Below are 22,978 nucleotides of genomic sequence, written 5' to 3'. Positions count from 1 at the left end.
TCGAGTCTGCGGGTTTTATAGAAAATTGCGTCCCAGAGATGCAAAAAGTCTGTAATCACACGTGTGATTACAGACTCAGTCACTTCATATCAATTATTCGTTATTACGGGAACGATTCCGAAGGAACGTCGGAATATCGAGTTGGTCACCACTTGGATAATTACCGAACGGACGTAAATTTGGTGATTTCGAATCTACAGGCTCAGATACAGGTGATGAAGGTCTGCGTACTGGAGGCACTTGTGGAGCCTTGTTCTCAAAACCGGTTGCAATCACTGTAACTTTAATTTCATCTTTAAGATTCTCATCAATAATAGCACCAAAGATCATATTCACTTCCGGATCCGATGCAGCAATGACGATTTCAGCAGCTTCGTTTACTTCATACAGGGACAAGTTCGAACCGCCTGTAATGTTCATAATGACACCGCGTGCACCCTCAATAGATGTTTCAAGAAGCGGACTCATAATCGCTTTGCGCGCTGCTTCCGCTGCACGGTTCTCACCTGTAGCAAGGCCAATACCCATCAATGCGGATCCACGTTCTGTCATAATTGTCTTCACATCTGCAAAGTCAAGGTTAATAAGACCTGGTACTGCAATAAGGTCAGAAATACCTTGTACAGCTTGACGAAGCACATTATCCGCTTCACGGAATGCTTCAAGCATCGGAGTTTTCTTATCTACAATCTCTAGCAAACGGTCGTTAGGAATCACGATAAGTGTATCCACTTTTTCTTTCAGCGCTTCGATACCGAGTTCGGCTTGGCTTGAGCGTTTGCGGCCTTCAAACGTAAACGGCCGTGTCACAACACCGACCGTCAGAGCACCACATTCTCTTGCAATTTCAGCAATAACTGGTGCAGCTCCCGTCCCTGTGCCGCCGCCCATCCCTGCTGTAACGAATACCATATCCGCACCTTTAAGCGTGTTCATAACGAGTTCATGGGACTCTTCAGCCGCTTTCTTCCCTACTTCAGGGTTAGCGCCAGCTCCGAGACCGCGAGTCAATTTATCACCAATTTGCAATTTATGTTCTGACTTAGCCAAATGAAGTGCTTGGGCATCCGTATTAACTGTGATGAACTCAACACCTTGAACGCCGTTCTCAATCATTCGATTGACGGCATTGCTTCCGCCACCGCCGACACCAATGACTTTAATTTTCGCCAAACTCTCCATCTCAAAATCAAATTCTAACATACTATTCCATCTCCCCCTCTAGTGCATGGATGGCCCGTCCAAAATATCATTGAACTGCTATATAAATTCGCTAAACATATTTTTCAGTCGCTCGAAAAATCCTGATTTCTGAACTTGCTCAGGTGCAGGACCCGCTGGCTTGCGAGTTGCAGCCTTCTTATTCAAAGTGTTACTGCTTTGTACACGGAAACTACGTATTACGCTATGTAATATACCTACTCCGCCAGTAAAACCAGGATCGCGGACACCAATGTAATCAGGTACAGCGATTCGAACCGATGCGGCTAATTCGTTTTGGGCCACCTTGAGTACGCCCGGCATAGAAACAGTGCCGCCTGTAAGAATGTAACCTCCAGGCAATTCATTGTATCCTAGACGTCTCACTTCTTGACGGATCAGATGAAAGATTTCTTGAACACGAGGTTCAACAATCGCAGCTAAATCCTCTTGGGTAAACTCCTTCTCGACGTTGCTGCCAATACGAGTCACTTTAAATACGACATCAGCTGCTGCATCTTCTATAGATGCACAGCCATATTTTAATTTTACCTTCTCAGCTTGATCCGTTAAAGTACGAAGTCCATAGGCAATATCATTCGTTACAAATTCTCCGCCAATCGGCAACGTTGACGTTGCAACGATAGAACCATTTTCAAAAATGGCGATCGTTGTTGATCCAGCACCAATATCAACAAGCACTGAGCCCATCGTCTTCTCATCCTTTGATAGAGACAATTGCCCTGCAGCTAATGACATAAGAATTAAATCTTTTACTTTTAAGCCTGATTTCTCAACACAGCGAAGCAGATTATGTATCGCTGTTTTGGTGCCTGTTATGATGGTAGCTTCGACTTCAAGGCGAACCCCAATCATACCACGGGGATCTTTAATCCCTTCCAGACCGTCAACTACATATTGTTTTGGAACGACATCGATAATTTCCCGGTCCGGAGGTAAAGCGATCACTTCCGCTGCCTTTAATACTCGTTCAATATCCTCCTCGCCGATTTCTCTATCCTCGTTCGATACTGCCACGACACCGTGACTGGATTGAAGCCCGATATGATTTCCTGAAATGCCGACATACACTTCGGATATTTGAATACCAACCATGCGTTCTGCGTGATCCACAGCATTGCGAATCGACAGCACAGTTTGGTCAATATCAACAATTGCACCTTTCCGAATACCTTCCGAGTCGGCAGATCCAACTCCAATAATATTAAAGGTTCCATTATTCATTTCCCCAATAATAGCACGAACTTTGGATGTACCGATGTCCAAACTAACAATGATGTCATTGTTGCTCAATCCGTGGCACCTCCTGTTTCAAAAATAAAATACATAATGAAGAGACACTCTCTACATATTCAACACAGTTTACTTTTTCCCTCTTTTTTCTACAAATTTTTTAGAACGTAATAATTCTAATTTCCTAAGAGATGAGAAAAATAAAAAAATCTAAAGAAAAAAGAGGGATTAACTTACCCATAAAACATATTGTACCATCATTTGTAATTAATGAGTAGTATCATTTTGCCCATCTTCAGGCGCATCTGCCCCCGCTACATATGGGACATAAGAATCAGCTTCGAGCATCGTAATGACCCCAGGTTGCTGAGTTTCTGTAATCTGATTTAAATATTCTATTTTGTCTTTTAATAATGAGATTGAAGTAATGACTTCAAAACGTGATTTCGTGTACATCTTAATACGATCTGGGAACGAAGATGTAGGCGAAGGGATAATCTCTGAAATATCAGAAGTAAGTTCATTTGGTATTTTACTTAAAGCTTGGCATAACTTCACCTTATTCGCATCTTTATCATTCCACTGAGTCAATATTGGCTTATCAATCGCAATTCCGCTTTTTTCCACGGAAACAGCAGCGCCGCTCGAAAGTATGGCGTTGATTTTCCCATCCTTCGTCAATTCGTATGCTACTGTTGGATATTCCGTTATATTAACCGTGATAACTCCTGGGAACTGCTTGTCCACTTTAACTTCTGAAATAAAGGGCAGTGATTTAAGTTTATGCTCAACAGAACTAGAACGAACAGCAAAAAACTGCATGCCAACTCCAAGCCCGCTTTGTTCGAGGAGCTGCTCGCTAGTCGTATATGTATTCCCCGTGAATTGAATCTCCTTCACTTTACTTATCGAAGAACGGAAAAACAAGACAGCGAACAATACAATAAATAACAATAGCAGCGTAATAATTATTTTACGACTTGCTTTTGATCTCGACTTATTTTGTTTAAGAATAGGCAAATGCTCATTCGACATATTAACTCTCCAAGAAGCCTCTCCCCTCCAGCAGGAGGGGAGAGTGCAGGCATTAATTAGCAAAATCAAGCTGTTGTTTCGGAACTGGTGTCTGACGATGAATGTTCGCACCTAAATGTTGAAACAATCTCTCAATTCGATCATACCCTCGATCAATATGATGGACCTGCTCAACAATTGTTTTTCCTTGGGCTGCCAAGCCTGCAATGACAAGCGCGGCACCTGCACGTAAATCAGTCGCTTCTACCGTAGCTCCGTATAATCTCGGAACGCCTCTAATGAATGCAGAATTTAAATCTAGCAATATATCTGCGCCCATGCGAGTCAATTCGTCAACATGCTTGAATCTTCCTTCAAAAATCGTTTCTTTCATAATACTGAAACCATCAGCAAGCGATAATAGAACCATCACCTGAGATTGCAAATCCGTCGGAAAAGCAGGGTATGGAGATGTAACAATCCGTTCTACTGCCTTCGGTCTAGTCATGCAGCTTATATTCATTATATCATTGTAAATTCCGATTTGCACACCGGCCCGCTTCAGCACATGAATAAGTGATGTTAAATGGCCTGGATAGCAGTGTGATATCGTCACATTCCCCCGGGTCGCAGCGGCTGCAATCATTACCGTTCCAGCAACAATGCGATCAGGAATCACTTCATAAGTACAAGGCGTAAGCTGCTTAACACCTTGAATTGTAATTGTGTCCGTTCCTGCACCGATCACACTTGCGCCCATCGTATTCAGGAAGTTTTGCAAGTCTTGAATTTCCGGTTCGCGTGCGGCATTTGAAATCGTTGTAACCCCTTCTGCTAACACTGCGGCCATCATAATGTTCTCAGTAGCCCCAACGCTGGGAAAATCTAAATAGATGTCCGTACCAACCAGCTTGCGGGCTGTACACCTTATTTGATCCTCTTTCTCTTCAATTTCTGCTCCAAGAGCCTTTAAACCTTCCAGATGCAAATCGATTTTCCGTTCCCCGATCGCACATCCGCCGGGCTGGTATATATATACTTCACCAAACCTCGCCAGCAAAGGGCCCATAAGAAAAATGGAGGAGCGCATTTGCTTCATTAGATCTTCGGGAACATGTGAACTACTCAAATTCGACGTGTCCACAGTCACTATATCTGTCTCATGTTCCGTTTCACAGCCAAGCCGGCTTAGAATTCGCAGCATTACATCAATGTCCAGCAGACGCGGGACATTAAGCAGCTGCACTTTACCACTAGACAGCACACTAGCTGCTAAAATCGGTAATGCGGCATTTTTCGCTCCATGGATACGTATGGTTCCTGACAGGGGTCTCCCACCCTCAATCACCAATTTGTCCAATGTATCACCTCCGAGTTTACCGCTCACCCACGACGTATACCTCCGGAACCAACTGAATATCATATTCAGATTTAATGGTTTCTTGAATTTTGCGCATCAGGGTGAGAACGTCCTCTGCTGTCGCTTGCCCGGTGTTTACAATGAAATTGGCATGCTGCGTCGACACCTCTGCTCCGCCGACTTTCAAGCCTTTGAGCCCAGCCGACTCAATTAATCTTGCAGCATGATCGCCTGGCGGATTCCGAAATACACTGCCCGCACACGGCAGTTGAAGCGGTTGAGTCCGGCGTCGTCGATCTTTATAAGAAGCCATAGCCGCAGCAATCTCTTTGCGATCTCCATGCGCTAACTGAAATGTAGCTTCCACCACAATTCCCGCTTTTTCATGTAGCACAGAATGACGATAACCAAACTTCATATCCTCTGCAGCATACGTCACCAATTCCCCTGTTCCCAGTACAATCTCAGCGGATTTAAATATGCGTGACACATCAGACCCATGCGCTCCGGCGTTCATATATACAGCGCCTCCAACCGTTCCAGGAATACCTCCAGCAAATTCAAGCCCTGTGAGTCCTTCCTTCCCTGCCAGTACGCTCAGCTTGACAAAAGAAAGCCCGCCTCCCGCCTTCACTACCGTATCCTGAAACTCGTAAGTGTCAAGTCCGCTGCCGAGCTTGATCACAACACCTCGAACTCCTTTATCAGACACGAGCATATTAGACCCGCGTCCGATTTGCATCCAAGGGATTTGTTCAGAATGAAGGAGTTTGACGAGATTAACGAGCTGCTCTTTCGTGTCAGGAATGACAAGCACATCTGCAGGTCCCCCGATTTTCCACGTCGTATATTTTGCCAGTGATTCATTTGGCAATATCGTTCCGACATTGTTTTCGGATAGTTTCGATATCCATTGCTGCATGCAAGAATCCTCCTTAACTACTTACCAGAAACGACATCTTCCATGACTGCAGCATTATAACCTTGTCACGTTCGATGCTTACCGGCACCTTGGGTAGATTGTCACGATTATAGAGTATATTATGTTGACCAGAGCTCTAGTGTGACAATCGCCCAAATTCATATTCGTATTTTAAAGACTGCTCTTTGTAAGGCGCCGAATTTCTTCAACAATGAGCTGAGCAGAATCAGGTTTGCCTAGCTTGCGTGATTCGTTCGACATCTGAATTTGACGCTGCGGATCAGTCATAATTTTCTCAATGGCTGCAAACAACGTCTCTCCGCTTAAATTTTTCTCTAATATAACTTCTGCCGCGCCTCTTTTTTCAAGCGTTCTTGCATTTGCTTCCTGATGATTATTCGTCACATTCGGCGACGGAATAAGAATCGATGGAATGCCGAGCGAAGTGATTTCCGCAAGAAAAGATGCGCCCGCGCGATTTACAATTAACGAAGTGCTGGCCAGTACTTCAGGCATATTATGAACATAAGGAAGCACGTGAAGATGATTCGGAATGCCGCCTAGCACTTCTCGGATTTGTTCCTTTGTCTTCTCGTAGTAGCCTTCGCCAGTCACATAAACGAACTGTATTCGATTAAGTCTTGCAAGGTGTGGTGCCATATCAATCATAGCGTCATTAATTGCTTTCGCTCCGCGGCTTCCCCCGACAACGAGCACAACCTGGCTGTTTACAGGAAGACCAAGTGAAGCAAATCCCCGCTCACTGCTTGCCAGCCGTACAGTAGTTGCTCTAGGATTGCCTGTGTAAATGACACGTCTCGCTTTCGGAAAAGAAGATTCTGAGCCTTCGAAACTAACTGCCACTGTATCCACATATCTGCTCAAAAATTTGTTGGTTAATCCAGGAATCGCATTTTGTTCATGAATCATCGTCGGAATGCCGAGCTTACTCGCGGCATATACAACTGGTCCACATACATACCCTCCCGTACCAATGACAATATCAGGCTTAAATTGCTGAAGAAGCTTCTTAGAAGTCTGAACCCCTTTAACAAATCTCATCACAGTTTTCACATTATCAAAAGACAGCTTTCGACGAAATCCTGTTATGTCAATCGATTCAAACGGGATGTTCTCTTTCGGAATGAGCGTGCTTTCGAGCCCTCGTTTTCCGCCAATATATAAAAATTCGGTTCCGGGAATATCCGCTTCGATTTGTCTAGCAATAGCGACAGCAGGATAAATATGACCTCCCGTACCTCCTCCGGTTAATACAACTCGCAACTGTACGTTCACCTCGCATAACGGGATAAATTAAGTAGAATACCAAGAGCAGTCAGCATCAGCGTTAGCGATGATCCGCCGTAACTAATGAGCGGCAACGTAATTCCAGTGACAGGCATAAGTCCAATTACGACGCCTATATTAATAACGACCTGTACAGCAACCATGCCAACGATACCTACGGCAAGTAAACTGCCGAATTTATCTGGTACAGTCATTGCAACACGCATTCCTCGCCATACTAACATTAAAAATAGCATGATGACAATAAGGCCGCCAATAAAACCAAGCTCCTCGGCTAAAATCGAAAAAATAAAATCAGTCTGCGGCTCTGGCACGTAACTGTATTTCTGACGGCTCATGCCAAGCCCAAGTCCGGCTAACCCTCCAGGACCGATCGCATAGAGCGACTGAATTATTTGATATCCAGCTCCAAGCGGATCAGACCAAGGATCGAGAAAAGCGGTAATACGCTTCAAACGATAAGGCGCTGCTAATATCAAACCTGCAAATCCTGCCGCTCCTGTTAGAGCGAGCATAGATAAATGCGATAGTCTAGCGCCTGCCGTAAATACGATTAACAAAGAGGCACCTAACATCACTGTTCCCGTCCCCAAATCGGGCTGAAGCATAATCATTCCGAAAGCGAGCCCGATGATGCCGAGCGGAGGGAGAAGTCCTTTCGTAAATAAATGAATTTGCGATGACTCGCTGCTGAGCCATTTCGAAAGAAATAGAATCATTCCGAGCTTCATAAACTCAGAGGGCTGAATACCGAATGAGCTAATGCCAAGCCAGCTGCGCGCACCTCCGCGAACAACGCCGACGCCAGGAATAAGCACAATTATAAGCAGGAAAAAGCACACGAGTAAACCAATCCTCGCATACTTCTTCCACACCCAGTAATCCAAATTCATCGTAAAATACATCGCTACAAGTCCAAGGCCTGCAAAAAACAGCTGCCGTTTGACGAAATAGTAAGAGTCCCCATACTGCCGAAAGGCAAGTACAGCACCCGAGCTGTATACCATTACGATTCCGATGGCGAGTAAACTAACTATACTTACTAGGAGCCATATATCCGGCGCCGAGCGCGTCTTATTCATTTAAGAGGCCACCTCTTGGGACAAAGTAGGGGCTTATCCATCCCCCCTACTTAAAGATTATGCACCGCCTCTTTAAAAATGCATCCACGCTCTTCATAGGAACTGAACATATCCCAGCTCGCGCAGGCTGGAGACAATAACACAACATCTCCAGGCTGGGCCAGCAAGGCAGCTTCCTTAACAGCTGTTCGCAACGTTTCGGCGGCGTCCTCAACAGTATCGACGAGCGTTACATGCTCTAACCCCGCCAGCTTAGCTACTTTCGCAATTTTCTCTTTCGTCTGACCTAAAGCAACGACTGCTTTCACTTTGTCCTTAATCAGAGGGAGTAAATCCATAAAATCCAGTCCGCGGTCAAGCCCTCCAGCGATTAGAACAATAGGTTCATCAAATGCGGATAGAGCCATTGCCGTCGCTTTCGAATTTGTCGCCTTCGAGTTATTGTAATACACCGTTTGACCTTTTTCTCCAACATATTCAAGCCGGTGTTCAACGCCGCGGAATGACTTGAGCGGCTCTGCTAGCTTAGACGGAGCTGCTCCAGCTGCTATTGAAATCGCACAGGCTGCTATGGCGTTCTCTACATTATAACGACCAGGAATGCCAACTTCATCAGTTGCCAAGATGACTTCCTCATTGCCTTGTGCATCTCTGTAGACAATATGGCGCTTCACTTGATCTTTAACATCCGGGATGTACGGAGGGTTCACATAAACCCCTTCATCAAGCGCTTCAGTCATAGAGAAAGGCAGCAGTTTGGCCTTAATATAGGGAACAAGGCTGCGACAAGTCGGATCATCCCAGTTTAGTACAGCGATATCTTCAGGCAGCTGATTTGCGAAAATTTTAGCCTTAGATTCAATATAATCTTGCATTGATCCGTGATAGTCTAGATGCGTTTCCGCGATATTAAGCAGAGAAGCAACCTTAGGACGGAATTCGCTCGTACCTTTCAGCTGAAAACTGCTAAGCTCAACGACCATCCAGTTGTCTTGCTTAGCGGCAGCCACAGCTTCACTGAGCGGAGTACCAATGTTGCCGGCAACGATTGGTTTAAGTCCTGCAGCTTCGAGCATTTTACCAACCCAAGTTGTCGTCGTCGTTTTACCGTTAGATCCTGTTATCCCGATGATCGGCGCTTGACATAAATGATAGGCAACTTCGACTTCAGTCACAATTTCTATTCCGAGCTCAATCGCTTTTTGGACAGGCGGAACCGAATAAGGGATGCCTGGATTTTTAACAACGAGCTGAACGCCAGGGTGTATAAGTCCTTCCGGATGCCCTCCGCATATAACAGAAATTCCCAAAGCCTCTAGTTCAGATGCTTCGGGACATTGTTCTCTTTCTTTTTTATCATTTACCGTCACGGCAGCTCCGGCTTCATGAAGCACTTTAGCAACTTGTACACCGCTTTTGGCTAAACCGAGCACAACAATTTCTTTACCTCGGTATTCTTCTGGATGATTCATTTCTCTACAACCCCTCGTTGATATAAAGTCCAAATAAAGCTAACACCAAACCTGCTGCCCAAAAGGTAATTACGACTCGCCATTCCGACCAGCCAGACAGTTCAAAATGATGATGTATTGGACTCATTTTAAAAATTCGTTTGCCCCGCGTTTTAAAGGATGCAACCTGTAGAACAACGGACAACATCTCAATCACAAAAATCCCGCCGATAATGATGAACAATAGCTCACTCTTCGTTACGATCGCGATAGAACCTATCGCCCCGCCGATTCCAAGTGATCCTGTATCGCCCATAAATACTTTTGCAGGATGAGCATTAAATACTAGAAAACCAAGAACGGCACCAATCATCGCTGCTGCACAAATGGCCGATGGCTGCGATGTTGCTTTCATAGCGACGATCGCAAAAGCGCCAAGAGCAATTGCGCTTGCTCCAGATAAAAGGCCGTCTAATCCGTCTGTGAAATTAACTGCGTTACTAATAGCCAGCATCATAATAATAATGAACGGATAATAGAACCATCCTCCAAAGTCAAAAGACCATTCCGTACCTGGAACATGAATGGCAGTACTGTGACCCTCTCGAATGAGTAGAAAGCACATGATCGCTGAGAACAGCAACTGCCCAAACAGCTTCTGCTTTGGAGTTAACCCTAAAGAGCGTTTAAACACAATTTTAATATAATCGTCTAAAAAACCAATTAATCCAAACCCAAGTGTTGCGACAAGCAGCACATAGAAATCCGTATTCAGTACGGAAAATTTCAAGAATCCCAGTGTAAACGCAAGTAAAATAATAACGCCGCCCATCGTAGGGGTTCCGGCTTTTTTCAAATGACTCTGCGGTCCGTCGTCTCGTATTTGTTGACCAAATTTCATACGCCGAAGCAAAGGAATTAAGAGAGGTGCAGCAATCACCGCAAGAATGAAAGACACACCAATTGTTAGTAGTAATAGTTGATAATCCATGCACTCACCCTCTTTTGCTAACATCAAATCTGTAACTGTTCGTCCCTTAAAGCATATACAACTTCTTCGAGCTTCATGCCTCTCGAAGCTTTGACCAGCACAACATCGCGCGGATGAATCACTTCTTGCAATTTAGTGATCAGTTCCGCTTTATCTGAGAATACATAAATGTTCTGTGCAGGCAAATGCTTATACGCTCCTTCTGCATATTTTCTAGCAAGCGGGCCGTAAGTAAACAGCAGATCGACTTTTGCCGGGGTAAGATAGTTGCCGATTTCTTCGTGAAAAGCTTCTTCCTGTGAACCAAGCTCCAGCATGTCCCCGAGTACTGCGACTTTGTGACGATACCCTTTCATTTTCTCAAGAACATCGATGGCTGCTTTAACAGAAGTAGGACTAGCGTTGTAAGCATCGTTCAATATCGTAACTCCGCTTTTGCCTGTAATAATTTCAATGCGCATTCCTGTTAAATCTATATGTTCTAATCCTTCGCGGATGGCTTCATCTCGAACTCCGTAATGACGTGCGACAGCTATAGCAGCTAAACAATTTACTACATTATGTTGACCAAGGATCGGTAATGACAGCGCACCTTCTGGACCTACATTCGATGTAAATATAACCCCGCTACTTTGAAACATCATGCCAGTAGGATAAATATCATTATGCTGATTCAGACCAAACGTGAATCTTTTTAGGCCTTCAGGCAATTTCGTATCCGGCTCTGCCAGCACTTTCGCAAGCAAAGGTTCATCACCGTTATATACAAGCAGACCGCCAGGTTTCATTCCCGAAGCAATCTCCATCTTCGCTCTAGCAATTTCCTCACGTGAGCCAAGTTGAAGCAAATGCGATTCACCAATATTCGTAATGACAGCAACTTCTGGATTCGCAATACTAGAGAGAAGTTCGATCTCATGACGAGCGCTCATTCCCATTTCGAGCACCGCAATATCGGTATCTTCATCCAATTGCAAAATCGTGAGCGGCAAGCCAATATGATTGTTAAAATTCCCTTGTGTCTTGTGGACTTTAAATGTCGTTGCAAGTAGAGACGTCACGATATCTTTCGTTGTCGTCTTCCCGTTGCTTCCAGTAATGCCGACAACTTGCGTTCCGCACTCGGATAAGTATGACTTCGCCAACTGCTGCAATGCCTTAAGAGTATCTTCTACCTCAATAACAGCACCTTCTGGAGGTGCACCGTGGTCTCGCTGCCACAGCGATGCCGCCGCTCCAGAAGATAAACTTTGAGCTGCAAACTCATGACCATCAAACCGTTCTCCAGTCAAAGGAACGAATAGACAGTGTTCTGTAATTTTACGTGAGTCCGTTACAACTCCTTCGACTCGTTTGTTCGCGTCACTTGCATGTACGAGATGACCGCTGCACATCGCGGCGATTTCTCCTAATGTTCTTTTTATCACTTTAATAGGCCCCTTATCGCTTCTTTAGCGACGATGCGGTCGTCAAAATCAAGCACCGTCTTACCAATCAATTGATAGGTCTCATGACCTTTCCCCGCAATCAATACTACATCGTCAGGGCTTGCCATTTCAATAGCCTTTTGAATCGCGGCACGGCGGTCAACAATCAATTCATACCGTTCCTTAGGCACCGCATCCTCGATTAAACCAGCTTCAATATCTTTAAGAATTAAATCTGGATCCTCAGTGCGCGGGTTATCCGACGTAACGAATATTATATCAGAGTACTTCGCAGCAATTTTACCCATAATTGGCCGTTTCGTGCGATCGCGGTCTCCACCGCATCCAAACACGCAAAGCACGCGTCCTTTAGCGAACTCATCCACAGTGCGCAGTACATTCTCAAGTCCGTCAGGAGTATGCGCATAATCGACAATCACGGCAAACGGTTGTCCCGCATCTACAGCTTCAACACGGCCATCGACACCAGGAATCGCTTCTAGGCTTTGTTTAATATGATCAAGTGGAACTCCTTCGAGGAGCGTTGCGGTAATCGCTGCAAGCGCATTGTATACATTGAATTTACCAACCATGCGAAGCTGTATATCCGCACTTCCACGGAACGTTCTGACGTGAAATGACGTTCCTTTAGCGGTAATTGTAATATTCGATGCACATACGTCTGCATTAGCTTGCAGACCGTATGTAATTACTTCTGCAGCAGTCATTTTCGCAAAATATTCCGACGCTTTATCATCAGCATTTAACACTGCAAACTTACGCTCATTCGGATCATCCGAGAATGAATTGCCAAGACGTGAGAAGAACAAACCTTTCGCTGCGCGATACTCCTCCATCGTCTTATGATAATCAAGATGATCTTGAGTAAGATTCGTGAACACTGCAGTGCGGAAGTTAGTACCTTTTACACGTCCTTGCTCAAGGGCATGAGATGACACTTCCATTACACAGCACTTCGTATCTGCCTCTGCCATTTGATGCAAATAACGTTGCAGTTCAAGCGCTTCTGGTGTTGTTCCCGACATTGGGAAAGTCTGACCATCATAACGCATTTGAATCGTGCCGATTAAACCTGTTTTCACACCGTAATCATTCATAATGCGTTCAATTAAATAAGTCGTCGTCGTCTTCCCGTTCGTCCCTGTTACACCGATCATCTTCAATTTTGAACTTGGTGAATTAAAAAACGCATTCGCAAGAACAGCCATTGCAAACCTTGCATTCTTAACTTTAAGCTGCGGTACATTCACGTCAAGCTTACGTTCTACTACAAGAGCTGCTGCACCTTTCTCTATCGCTTGCTCGGCATAATCGTGACCATCAACGGTATGTCCCGGCAAGCAAATAAACAAATCTCCTGGAACGACTTTACGAGAATCTGTCTGGAGTCCAGTACACTGTGTTTGTTCATCTCCATAAATTTCAGATATTACGAGGTGTGAAGCTAATTCTTTTAATAGCATGATAGGAGATCCCTCCGCCTTATATTCATTTCTTCATTATAGTCAAAAAACAGTCAAAAATTACGATTTTCAAAGTAATATACGGACTACTGACCCTGATGCGAGTGCGAATCGCTTTCTTCGTCCATATTGCCTAAATAAATTCGAATTGTAGAGCCTTTCGGCACACGCGCACCCGGCTTCGGTGCTTGGTTAATAACAACATTGCCAGAACCGGATTTAGCGAGCATAAAATTCATGTTCAAATCTTCATATAAATCTTGAACCGTTGCACCTACTAGATCGGGTACCGTTACGATTGGTGTCTCGCCATATTTATACTTTTTGTTCATTTGATCTTTGCGAGGAGGGACATTCATTACGTGAAGCGCATCCTCCAAAATATTTTGAACAATCGGCGCGGCAACGACACCGCCGAATTGAATCCCTTTTGGGTTGTCTACAGCTGTATACACGATAATTTTCGGATCATCTGCAGGTGCAAAGCCAATAAAAGATACAATATGTTCACTGGCTGAATAATGTCCATTTATAACCTTTTGCGCAGTTCCTGTCTTTCCGCCAACACGGTAGCCGTCAATAAAGGCATTGCCGCCAGTTCCGTTCGCAACGACGCTTTCAAGCGCCTCTCGCACTTGACGAGAGGTGTCCTCAGAGATCACTTGGCGAACGAGCTCAGGTTCAATGTTCTCAACCACGCTACCTGTATCCGGATTGACCCACGCTTTCGCAACATGGGGCTTATAAAGCTTTCCTCCGTTAATTGCCGCAGACACAGCAGCAACCTGCTGAATCGGTGTGACAGACACCCCTTGACCGAAGGCAGTCGTTGCAAGCTCAACTGGACCGACTTGTGAAAGCTTAAACAATATCCCATTCTCTTCACCGTTCAGATCGATGCCCGTCTTGGTACCGAATCCGAAATTACGAATATAGCTGAACAATGTTTCTTTCCCAAGCCGCTGGCCTAATTCTACAAAGCCAGGGTTGCAAGAGTTTTCTACAACTTGCAGAAACGTTTGACTGCCGTGCCCGCCTCTCTTCCAGCACCGTAAGCTAGCTCCGGCAACTTTCGCAAAGCCAGGATCAAAGAAACGTTCGTTCTTAAGATCCACCTTCTTCTCTTGGAGTGAAGCAGCAAGAGTAATGATTTTAAAAGTAGAACCCGGCTCATAGGTCATCCAAATCGGCAAATTTCGGTTGTATACTTCAGACGGATATTCTTTGTAATTCCCCGGCTCATAACCTGGTCTGCTTGCCATTGCTAGAATTTCGCCCGTATTCGGGTCCATTGCAATGGACCAAGCGCCATTCGCCTGATACTTAACCATCGTCTGATCAAGCTCACGTTCCATAATGCTCTGAATGTTCTTATCAATCGTAAGCTGTAAGTTCAGCCCATCTTTTGGCTTAGAGTATTTCTCTGAAGATCCTGGCATGAGACGGCCTGCTGCGTCAGACAGAAATGAAATACTGCCGTTAATTCCCTTGAGCTTATCATCGTACTTCTGCTCCACACCGGTTAGCCCTTGATTATCAATTCCTGTGAAGCCCAGAATATGTGCAGCAAAGTCACCAAATGGGTAGTACCTTTTATTGTCCTCAGCAACAACGATACCCGGCAGATTTAAATCACGAATTTTCTGAGCCTTCTCCATCGTAATTTTGCGACCGCCGGGTTTTAGAAGAACAATCATTTGTTGTTTCTTAATTGACTTCAGTATACTTTCTTCGCTCATGTCAAGTAAAGGAGCAAGCGCACGAGCTGTCGCTTCTTTGTCCTTAATTTGAACTGGAACCGCCATAACGGTTGGTGATGTAACATTGTAGGCAAGCACAGTCCCATTTCGGTCTTGGATTTCGCCGCGTTTAGCGGTCACAGGAATATTTCTGCGCCATAAATCCTCAGCTTCAGCAGACAGCTTGTCACCTTGTCCAAGTTGAACATATGCCAGTCGTACGATAAGGCTAATAAATAGAACAGCTAATATAACAAGCATCCAAAATAATCTTCGTCTTAAAGTGACATTTGAAATTTTCATGATTCTACCTCCTACATCGACCCAAATATCATGAACGGTTTCATATCATGACTATTCGGGACAATTAGAGGTTAGAACAAGCTATTCTTGGCCTTTATCCGTCTGAACAGTGCCCTGATCAGAAGACGGCTTCTCGGCTTCAGTAGCATTGCCGCCTTCAGTAGCTTTGACACCTTCAGCGACTGGCCGCAAAGTCAACTTCACATACCTGTTCCCATTCTTCATACTCTCTTCTTGATTCACTACAAACCCTTCGCCTGATACACTGACAGAGACTTTCATCAGTGTCAGCACTTCAAGTGCATCACGCAGCGATGAGCCTGTTAGGTTCGGTATCTTCATGTTATCACTTTGCTCGGTCAATAAATATATACGCTGACTAGAAGTCATAGTTGTGCCCTCTTTAGGATATTGTGCGATGACGGTGCTGCCGCTTCCTAGAGTTTCGAAGGCAATTCCTTCATTCATCAGTTTCGTTCGAGCATTCGATGTAGTCATATCTTTCAGATTAGGCACGGTCATCTTCTGCTCCATATCCACGTTTGATCCTTTAGAAGATGGATTGGCATTCACCGTCTTAGGCACACCCATGTATTGAAGAGTTTGGCTCACAATTTTTTTGAAGACAGGAGCCGCGGCCGTACCGCCTCCTAATGCGGAGTCCTTCGGTTCATCAATAAGAACAAGAACGACGATCTTCGGATCTTCTACCGGTGCGTAGCCTATGAAGGAGACGACTTGTTTCGTGTAGTCATATTTACCGTTCACAACTTTTACTGCCGTCCCTGTCTTTCCTGCTACTCGGTAACCTTCGATGTAGGCATGCCGTCCCGTACCAATCTCTTGGTCAGCTACGACTTGCTCCAAGTAACCGCTGACTTCTTTCGCTTTCTCAGGTGTTAGAACCCGGCGAACTTCTTTAACTCCAACCTTAACGGTTTTCCCCGTCGTAGGATCAGTAATCTCTTTCACAACATGCGGAACAAGCAACTTACCCCCATTAGCAACAGCAGCTACAGCTGCGACCTGTTGAATCGGTGTAACCGTAAGTTTACCGTGTCCATATGCTGCAGTAGCGACTTCAATTGGATAATGGAAACTCACTTGCCCTGTTGCCTCACCCGGAAGGTCAATTCCTGTTTTTTGTCCGAAGCCAAAGTTGTCGATATACTTACGAAGCCTTTCCTCACCCAGCATTTCATATCCGAGATGAACAAAACCGACGTTACTGGATCGTTTTACCCCATCGAGGTAAGTAATCTCACCCCAGCCGCCTCTTTTAACATCGTGGATCGTAGACCCTTTAATCGTAATACTTCCTGACATAAAGGTTGCGTTTGGATTAAACAAACCTTCTTGTACTGCGCCAGCCAGGGTCACAATTTTAAACGTGGAACCTGGTTCATATGTAGATCTTACGGCATGGTTGTAGAAGTCTTTCTGCTCGGCAGTGTCCCAATAATCGTTCGGATTAAAGTCCGGCATATTCGCGAGGCCCAAAATTTCCATCGTCTTCGGATCTGCAGCAATAACCGTCATACTTATTGGCTGATATTTCGCGTAAGCTTCTTTCATCGCCTCTTGGATATAATACTGAATTGTGCTGTCAATCGTCAGCTTTAAATTTTTACCATCTCTCGCTGGCTTATATACCTCTTTGGCTGAGGGCAGCTTATAACCTTTATTATCGCTCTCGTAATAAATTGAACCTGGTGTACCTTTTAACTGACTGTCATAGAGAGCTTCAATGCCAGCAACCGCATTCCCTTCGCGATCTGTATAACCTAGAATATGAGAAGCTAAATTATTTTTAGGATAATAACGTCTTTCCTCTTTAATAAGCGTAATACCCACATCGCTTGCATCCTTAAATTTATGTTCGTCTTTCATTTCATCGATAAGAGCGGTCACTTTATCAGCAAGATCCTGATCGATTTTCCAGCCTTCATTACGAACTTCACGCTGAGCGTAGAACTCTCCCGTATTTTTCTTAGCTGTTACTAAGGCACGAAGTTCATCTTCTGGCTTACCCAGCAGTTCATGCAGCTTCTGAACCACTTCATTTTCCAAATTGTTGCTGTGAATAATTTTGGGATTAACAGCTACCGTGTATGCCGGGGCATCAATCGCAAGAACATCCCCGTTACGATCTGTTATCGTGCCTCTTTTAGCAGGGATCTCTTTCAAATGCGACCAAGTATCCTCTGCAGTTTTCTGCCAAAAATTCCCGTTAACAACTTGAATCCAGAACACTCTTCCTATTAAAACAACAAAAAAGAGGGTGATTAATCCCCCTATAAGCAGTGTGCGAAGTTTTATTCTCTTAACCATACATTAAACCTCTTCACCGTTATTTTTGTGCCACTGAGGATGATACAGACTTTTTGGATGTACTTTCTTCAGCAGTGGTTCCATCCATACGCGGGGAAACGTCAATAACTTGTTGTCCATCCGATGTTACATATCCTAGTGAAACGGCTTCTTCCGCAATGCGATCTTCAAGCTTCTGTTTCTGTAACTGAAGCAATGTAACTTGCTGCTTCATGTCTGTAATATTGCGGTCTGCATTCTGAATTTGCATATTCAGATCATAGATTAAGGCATAACGCCAAATAATTAAGCCCGCAATCGCAACACATACCATTACAGTTAGTATTGCTACTAGCTTCTCTTTCATCGGAAGCGGAGATCGGCGGGTGACCACTTTCGTGGTTTCACGATATCGCTGAGAAACGCGTTCCGATGACTTCTCTTTTACTGCTAAGTTACCACGCATATAAGCCACTTTGTATCGCCTCCGCCTTTTATAATTTCTCTGCAATGCGCAATTTAGCTGATCGCGCACGCGGGTTCTGTGAAAGCTCCGCCTCTGATGCTACAAGAGGTTTCCGATTTACTAATTTCAAAGTCCCCTGGCCTCCGCAAACGCACATTGGAAAATCAGGCGGACAAGTACATTTTTCAACATATTTCGCAAACGTCTGCTTACACAGGCGATCTTCGAGCGAGTGAAAGGTAATAACCGAAATTCGGCCTCCTGGTGCCAAGCAACGAATCGCTTGTTCCAGTCCATCCTCAAATGCTCCAAGCTCATCATTTACTGCTATACGGAGCGCCTGAAAACTTCGTTTGGCAGGATGTCCTCCCGTTCTGCGCGCAGCAGCCGGAATGCCTTCCTTAATAATTTCCACCAATTCACCTGTCGTTTCAATCGGCCGTTCAGCCCGTCTGTTAACGATAATTTTAGCTATTCTTCTCGAAAACTTCTCTTCACCATATTGGTATAAAATTCGTGCTATTTCTTGTTCTGACCATTCGTTTACTATTTCTTGTGCGGTTAAAGAAGATGACTGGTCCATTCTCATATCGAGAGGGGCGTCATGATTGTAGCTGAATCCTCTTTCGCCTTCGTCGAACTGGGGTGAAGAAACGCCTAAATCAAACAGCACACCATCAACCTGTGGAATTCCATCCTTCTGTGGTACATCAAGATCTCTAAGCACTTGTTCCAAATGCCTGAAATTTGTCTTTACCAATGTAAGCTGGCCCTTATAATCCGCTAATTTTTCTTTAGCGTTATTTAGCGCCCAGTCATCTTGGTCAAGAGCAATAATTCGGCCGGAAGGTCCTAGCTTAGACGCTATAACAGAGGTATGACCTCCGCCGCCTAATGTACAGTCCACATAAATACCGTCAGGTTTGATGCGCAGCCCTTCTGTCGCCTCTTCTTTAAGCACTGTGATGTGATGAAACAAGCTGTAGCCCTCCAGACTCTATAAATCGAAATTGAAATCAACCAGCTTCTCCGCGATTTCATTAAACGTATCTTCGGATTGCTGGAAGTAATGCTCCCATATGTCCTTACTCCAAATTTCCACTCGATTCGACACGCCGAGCACAACACAATCCTTCTCCAGCTTCGCGTACTGCCGTAAATTCGCCGGTAGATTTACCCTGCCCTGTTTATCCCATTCACATTCTGTAGCTCCTGAGAAAAAAAAGCGAGTAAATGCACGAGCATCAGATTTCATCAAAGGAAGTGTCTTAAGCTTCTGCTCAAGCACAGCCCATTCTTCAAGCGGGTATATAAATAGACACTGGTCTAGGCCGCGGGTGACTACAAATGAGGTACCAAGAAGTTCGCGGAATTTAGCCGGAATGATCATTCGACCTTTTTCGTCAATGCTATGTTGAAACTCTCCCATAAACATTGGCATTCCCACTCCTTACCCTCAGTCTCCCACTTTGCACCACTTTCCACCACTTAAGAATACTAGATTCTCCACACAAAAGCAAAATCCTTCTTAACCAGAAAAAAGATTTTGGAAAAATAAGGTGAGTAAATAAACAACAGAAAACCTCTCCTTCCAAGGGAAAGAGAGGTTTATTAAGCATAAATACCTATTTAAAAATTAGTAATTTTTTACTACACATTTTTAATTGGTTTGCCAGCTTTCTAAATACACTTTTTGCGCTTCAGACAATGTATCGATTGAAACGCCCATACTTTCCAACTTGAAACGAGCTACTTGTTCATCTAATTCATAAGGAACGTTGATTACTGTGCCGCCAATTTCTTTATAATGTTCATTCACGTATTTCAAGGATAAAGCCTGAAGTGCAAATGTCATATCCATAATTTCCGCAGGGTGACCGTCCGCAGCTCCTAAGTTGACCAGACGTCCATCTGCAAGAATATACATTTTGCGGCCGTCCTTCAAATGATATTCTTCGATATTACGGCGAACTGTACGAATAGACTGGGAACGTTCGGCCAGTTCCGGCTTGTTCACTTCAACGTCAAAGTGTCCTGCATTGGACAAAATTGCGCCGTCTTTCATGACATCATAATGCTCTCCGCGAATTACGTCACGATTACCCGTTACAGTAATGAAGAAATCACCGATCTTAGCTGCTTCCACCATCGGCATCACTTCAAAACCATCCATAACCGCTTCGACAGCTTTAATCGCATCCACTTCCGTTACGACCACTTTAGCGCCAAGTCCTTTCGCCCGCATCGCAACACCTTTACCGCACCAGCCGTATCCTACAACAACAACTGTCTTTCCTGCAATCAGAAGGTTCGTTGTTCGCATGATCCCGTCAAATACGGACTGACCCGTACCGTAGCGGTTATCAAATAAATGTTTGCAATACGCATCGTTTACAGCAACCATTGGTATCTTCAATTTTTTCTCTTTATCAAGCGCCTTTAATCGAATAATACCCGTTGTCGTCTCCTCTGCACCGCCGCGAATGTTCTCCAATAAATCAGGGCGTTCGGAATGAAGAATTGTAATAAAATCACCGCCGTCATCAATGATCAAATCAGGCTTCGATTCAAGTGCACGCACGATTAATTGTTTAAATTCATCAGAACCCGGGTTATATTTAGCAAATACAGTGATTCCGTCTTCTACTAATGCTGCACATACATCATCCTGTGTAGATAATGGATTACTGCCCGTAATCGTTACTTCAGCACCGCCTGCTTGTATGACTTTTGCCAAGTAAGCTGTCTTCGCTTCTAAGTGAAGCGCGATCGAAACTTTAAGCCCTTTGAACGGCTGCTCTGCTTCGAACTGTTTACGAATACGGCTAAGTACAGGCATATGCGCCTCTGCCCAATCAATTTTCAAATGACCTTCTGATGCGAGTCGCATATCTTTTACAATACTATTTTGCAGCGATGATCCACTCATGAAATGTCCTCCTCTAATCAACTCGTCATATCTATATATTCATTCAAAAAAACAACTTTATAGGTACACTGCCTGATGATTTCCCGAGAAATGATATGGAATTTCCATCAGAAGATCAATAAAGCTATATCCGTAGCGATTAAGATAATAAAAGACATTATACACTCGCTCTTGCGGTTTGCCTAACGGAAATAAAGAGTGGTAGATCCGATCAAGCTGTCTAAGCCCAGCTTCATTCTGTTTAGCTAGCGCATCTTGCGCTTTATGTTGCAAATAATGAATTTGTTCAACAATTTTTCCTTTATTATTTTCCCCAAGCTTAGTTAACCCTGCTTGTATGGAGCCAAGCTGCTCGATAATAGCGTCATACTGCTCTTCAAACATTTTTTGAACTTTAGCGAACTGTTCATCGATGCTAATCTTGTCCTGTGAAGCAAGCCATGATTGTCTTTTCTCTTCAAAATGATGTTGTACATCTTGAAAAGACAACTTGTATTTCACCATATGCTTATGAATCGTTCCTTCCACCATCGTAAACGACATGCGGGGAACAATAATCGGCATCTCCAATCCTAATACATGAAACGCCTTTCGAGTCAGAGACCAATAGGCTATTTCCCCTGTACCTAATACGGTTCCGAGCACCGGAAGCAAAGATTCCTGCATCAGCGGTCTCGTTAACACATTGTTGCTGAAACGTTCAGGATGTTCTTGTAATAGACCAAGCAATTCATCACGGGTAAAAGATACGATTCCTCTACGATCTGTAAACTTGCTATTCTGCTTAAACAGCAATATACGTGCCCCTTCATGAATATAGAACAGGTTCGCCCCGCCCTCAGCTACATCTGCTTGCAGTGGATAGCCTTTATCTAGAACAGCTTTTGCAGATGCGTGATAGGCTTGTTCCAATTCATCATTTTGGGAAATAATCCTTTCGAAAACAGAAGTTTCAATTGTGCGCAAATTGGGATCCGCTGAATCTAGAAGCACGAGCCCAAATCGTCCAAACAACTGTCCCATTATTTTCGCAAAACAATCACTTAAGCTTTCCGATTCAATCGACGCTCGCGTGAGCAAATCGATGAGTGACGGCTTAAATTCGGAATCCGGGAGAAGGTCGCACATTTGCCGCACAGCTTCTTTCCATGACTCTTGATTCAAAAGCGTATAACTAACCGATGAGCGCGCTCCACCAGGATGGTCCATTTTCAGTTTAGAAATTTGCAAATTACGGGAAAGGAAATATGTATGATTAACCTCATCCCAGTCATGATCTTCACCAGCGATCCAAAACAATGGAACAACAGGACGTTCCAATAGAGAAGATGCTTCTCTTGCAGATTGAATAATAGTAACTGCTTTATAAATAACGAGAAGAGGTCCAGTGAATATTCCGCTTTGTTGCCCGCCTGAAATGACGAGCGTTCCTGGTTGCTCGAGTAAATCAAGCGATTTACTCACTTCTTGAAAATCGTTATGTTGCTTGTTATATAAACGAAGACATCGTACTAATGCGCTTCGATCAATTCGTTTAAATTCCGTATTATCTAGCCAGTCCGCTCTTGCTGCCCAACTCTCGCGTTTATTTGCATCAGGTCCGTATAAGTCTTGAACCTTATCAAAGTGACTTAGAAAAGCTTCAGCAAGCGGCTGTGCAGCAGACAAATGCTCCGGAACAATATTCATTGATGTTCCCCCTTTCTACAATAAAATCCCTCCTTGATTGTAACCAATG

Annotated in this window: 18 protein-coding genes; all 18 read right to left on the bottom strand. The window is 44.2% G+C overall.

Going from position 1 to position 22,978, the window contains the following annotated elements; translation table 11 throughout:
• Nucleotides 1-93: 93 nt before the first annotated feature.
• The 18 genes from ftsZ to bshC all read right to left on the bottom strand — a co-directional run bounded on the left by ftsZ (nt 94) and on the right by bshC (nt 22,929).
• Nucleotides 94-1,203 (bottom strand): cell division protein FtsZ, encoded by a 1,110-nt coding sequence (gene ftsZ / locus J2Z20_RS01650; protein WP_209844728.1) that lies wholly within the window; start codon nt 1,201-1,203, stop codon nt 94-96.
• A 57-nt stretch (nt 1,204-1,260) separates the two neighbouring features.
• The gene (ftsA, locus tag J2Z20_RS01645; protein WP_209844726.1) at nt 1,261-2,514 is read right to left on the bottom strand and encodes a cell division protein FtsA; all 1,254 of its coding nucleotides are present in this window, start codon (nt 2,512-2,514) and stop codon (nt 1,261-1,263) included.
• 207 nt (nt 2,515-2,721) lie between these two features.
• Entirely contained in the window at nt 2,722-3,489 is a 768-nt protein-coding gene (locus tag J2Z20_RS01640; protein WP_209844724.1) for a cell division protein FtsQ/DivIB, read from the bottom strand.
• Nucleotides 3,490-3,541: 52 nt separating this feature from the next.
• Nucleotides 3,542-4,828, bottom strand: a complete 1,287-nt coding sequence (murA, locus tag J2Z20_RS01635; protein WP_209844722.1) for a UDP-N-acetylglucosamine 1-carboxyvinyltransferase — start codon at nt 4,826-4,828, stop codon at nt 3,542-3,544.
• A gap of 16 nt (nt 4,829-4,844) precedes the next feature.
• Complete coding sequence (gene murB, locus J2Z20_RS01630) at nt 4,845-5,750, bottom strand: UDP-N-acetylmuramate dehydrogenase (RefSeq protein ID WP_209844720.1); 906 nt, start codon at nt 5,748-5,750, stop codon at nt 4,845-4,847.
• Nucleotides 5,751-5,921: 171 nt separating this feature from the next.
• Entirely contained in the window at nt 5,922-7,034 is a 1,113-nt protein-coding gene (gene murG / locus J2Z20_RS01625; protein ID WP_209844718.1) for an undecaprenyldiphospho-muramoylpentapeptide beta-N-acetylglucosaminyltransferase, read from the bottom strand.
• Nucleotides 7,035-7,042: 8 nt separating this feature from the next.
• The gene (gene spoVE / locus J2Z20_RS01620; protein ID WP_209844716.1) at nt 7,043-8,140 is read right to left on the bottom strand and encodes a stage V sporulation protein E; all 1,098 of its coding nucleotides are present in this window, start codon (nt 8,138-8,140) and stop codon (nt 7,043-7,045) included.
• 50 nt (nt 8,141-8,190) lie between these two features.
• Nucleotides 8,191-9,612, bottom strand: a complete 1,422-nt coding sequence (murD, locus tag J2Z20_RS01615) for a UDP-N-acetylmuramoyl-L-alanine--D-glutamate ligase (protein WP_209844714.1) — start codon at nt 9,610-9,612, stop codon at nt 8,191-8,193.
• A 4-nt stretch (nt 9,613-9,616) separates the two neighbouring features.
• On the bottom strand, nt 9,617-10,582 hold the full coding sequence (gene mraY / locus J2Z20_RS01610) for a phospho-N-acetylmuramoyl-pentapeptide-transferase (RefSeq protein WP_209844712.1): 966 nt from the start codon (nt 10,580-10,582) through the stop codon (nt 9,617-9,619).
• Between the two features lie 23 nt (nt 10,583-10,605).
• Nucleotides 10,606-12,009, bottom strand: a complete 1,404-nt coding sequence (locus tag J2Z20_RS01605; protein WP_209844711.1) for a UDP-N-acetylmuramoyl-tripeptide--D-alanyl-D-alanine ligase — start codon at nt 12,007-12,009, stop codon at nt 10,606-10,608.
• Nucleotides 12,006-13,493, bottom strand: a complete 1,488-nt coding sequence (locus tag J2Z20_RS01600; RefSeq protein ID WP_209844709.1) for a UDP-N-acetylmuramoyl-L-alanyl-D-glutamate--2,6-diaminopimelate ligase — start codon at nt 13,491-13,493, stop codon at nt 12,006-12,008. Before J2Z20_RS01600 ends, J2Z20_RS01605 begins: the two co-directional genes overlap by 4 nt.
• Nucleotides 13,494-13,579: 86 nt before the next feature.
• Nucleotides 13,580-15,535, bottom strand: a complete 1,956-nt coding sequence (locus J2Z20_RS01595) for a stage V sporulation protein D (RefSeq protein ID WP_209844707.1) — start codon at nt 15,533-15,535, stop codon at nt 13,580-13,582.
• An 81-nt stretch (nt 15,536-15,616) separates the two neighbouring features.
• Complete coding sequence (locus J2Z20_RS01590) at nt 15,617-17,866, bottom strand: penicillin-binding transpeptidase domain-containing protein (RefSeq protein ID WP_209844705.1); 2,250 nt, start codon at nt 17,864-17,866, stop codon at nt 15,617-15,619.
• Nucleotides 17,867-17,885: 19 nt separating this feature from the next.
• On the bottom strand, nt 17,886-18,311 hold the full coding sequence (locus J2Z20_RS01585) for a hypothetical protein (RefSeq protein ID WP_415639992.1): 426 nt from the start codon (nt 18,309-18,311) through the stop codon (nt 17,886-17,888).
• Nucleotides 18,312-18,339: 28 nt separating this feature from the next.
• On the bottom strand, nt 18,340-19,290 hold the full coding sequence (gene rsmH, locus J2Z20_RS01580) for a 16S rRNA (cytosine(1402)-N(4))-methyltransferase RsmH (protein WP_209844701.1): 951 nt from the start codon (nt 19,288-19,290) through the stop codon (nt 18,340-18,342).
• 18 nt (nt 19,291-19,308) lie between these two features.
• On the bottom strand, nt 19,309-19,746 hold the full coding sequence (gene mraZ / locus J2Z20_RS01575; protein WP_209844698.1) for a division/cell wall cluster transcriptional repressor MraZ: 438 nt from the start codon (nt 19,744-19,746) through the stop codon (nt 19,309-19,311).
• Nucleotides 19,747-19,971: 225 nt separating this feature from the next.
• Entirely contained in the window at nt 19,972-21,240 is a 1,269-nt protein-coding gene (locus J2Z20_RS01570) for an adenosylhomocysteinase (protein WP_209844696.1), read from the bottom strand.
• Nucleotides 21,241-21,297: 57 nt separating this feature from the next.
• Nucleotides 21,298-22,929: a bacillithiol biosynthesis cysteine-adding enzyme BshC gene (gene bshC / locus J2Z20_RS01565; protein ID WP_209844695.1), complete on the bottom strand. Its 1,632-nt coding sequence runs from the start codon at nt 22,927-22,929 to the stop codon at nt 21,298-21,300.
• Nucleotides 22,930-22,978 lie beyond the last annotated feature (49 nt).

The sequence above is a fragment of the Paenibacillus sediminis genome (assembly GCF_017873765.1).
GTDB classification, from domain to species: domain Bacteria; phylum Bacillota; class Bacilli; order Paenibacillales; family Paenibacillaceae; genus Paenibacillus_AG; species Paenibacillus_AG sediminis.
Note: the sequence above shows the minus strand (reverse complement) of the source record. Positions and strands in the feature narration are given on the sequence as shown.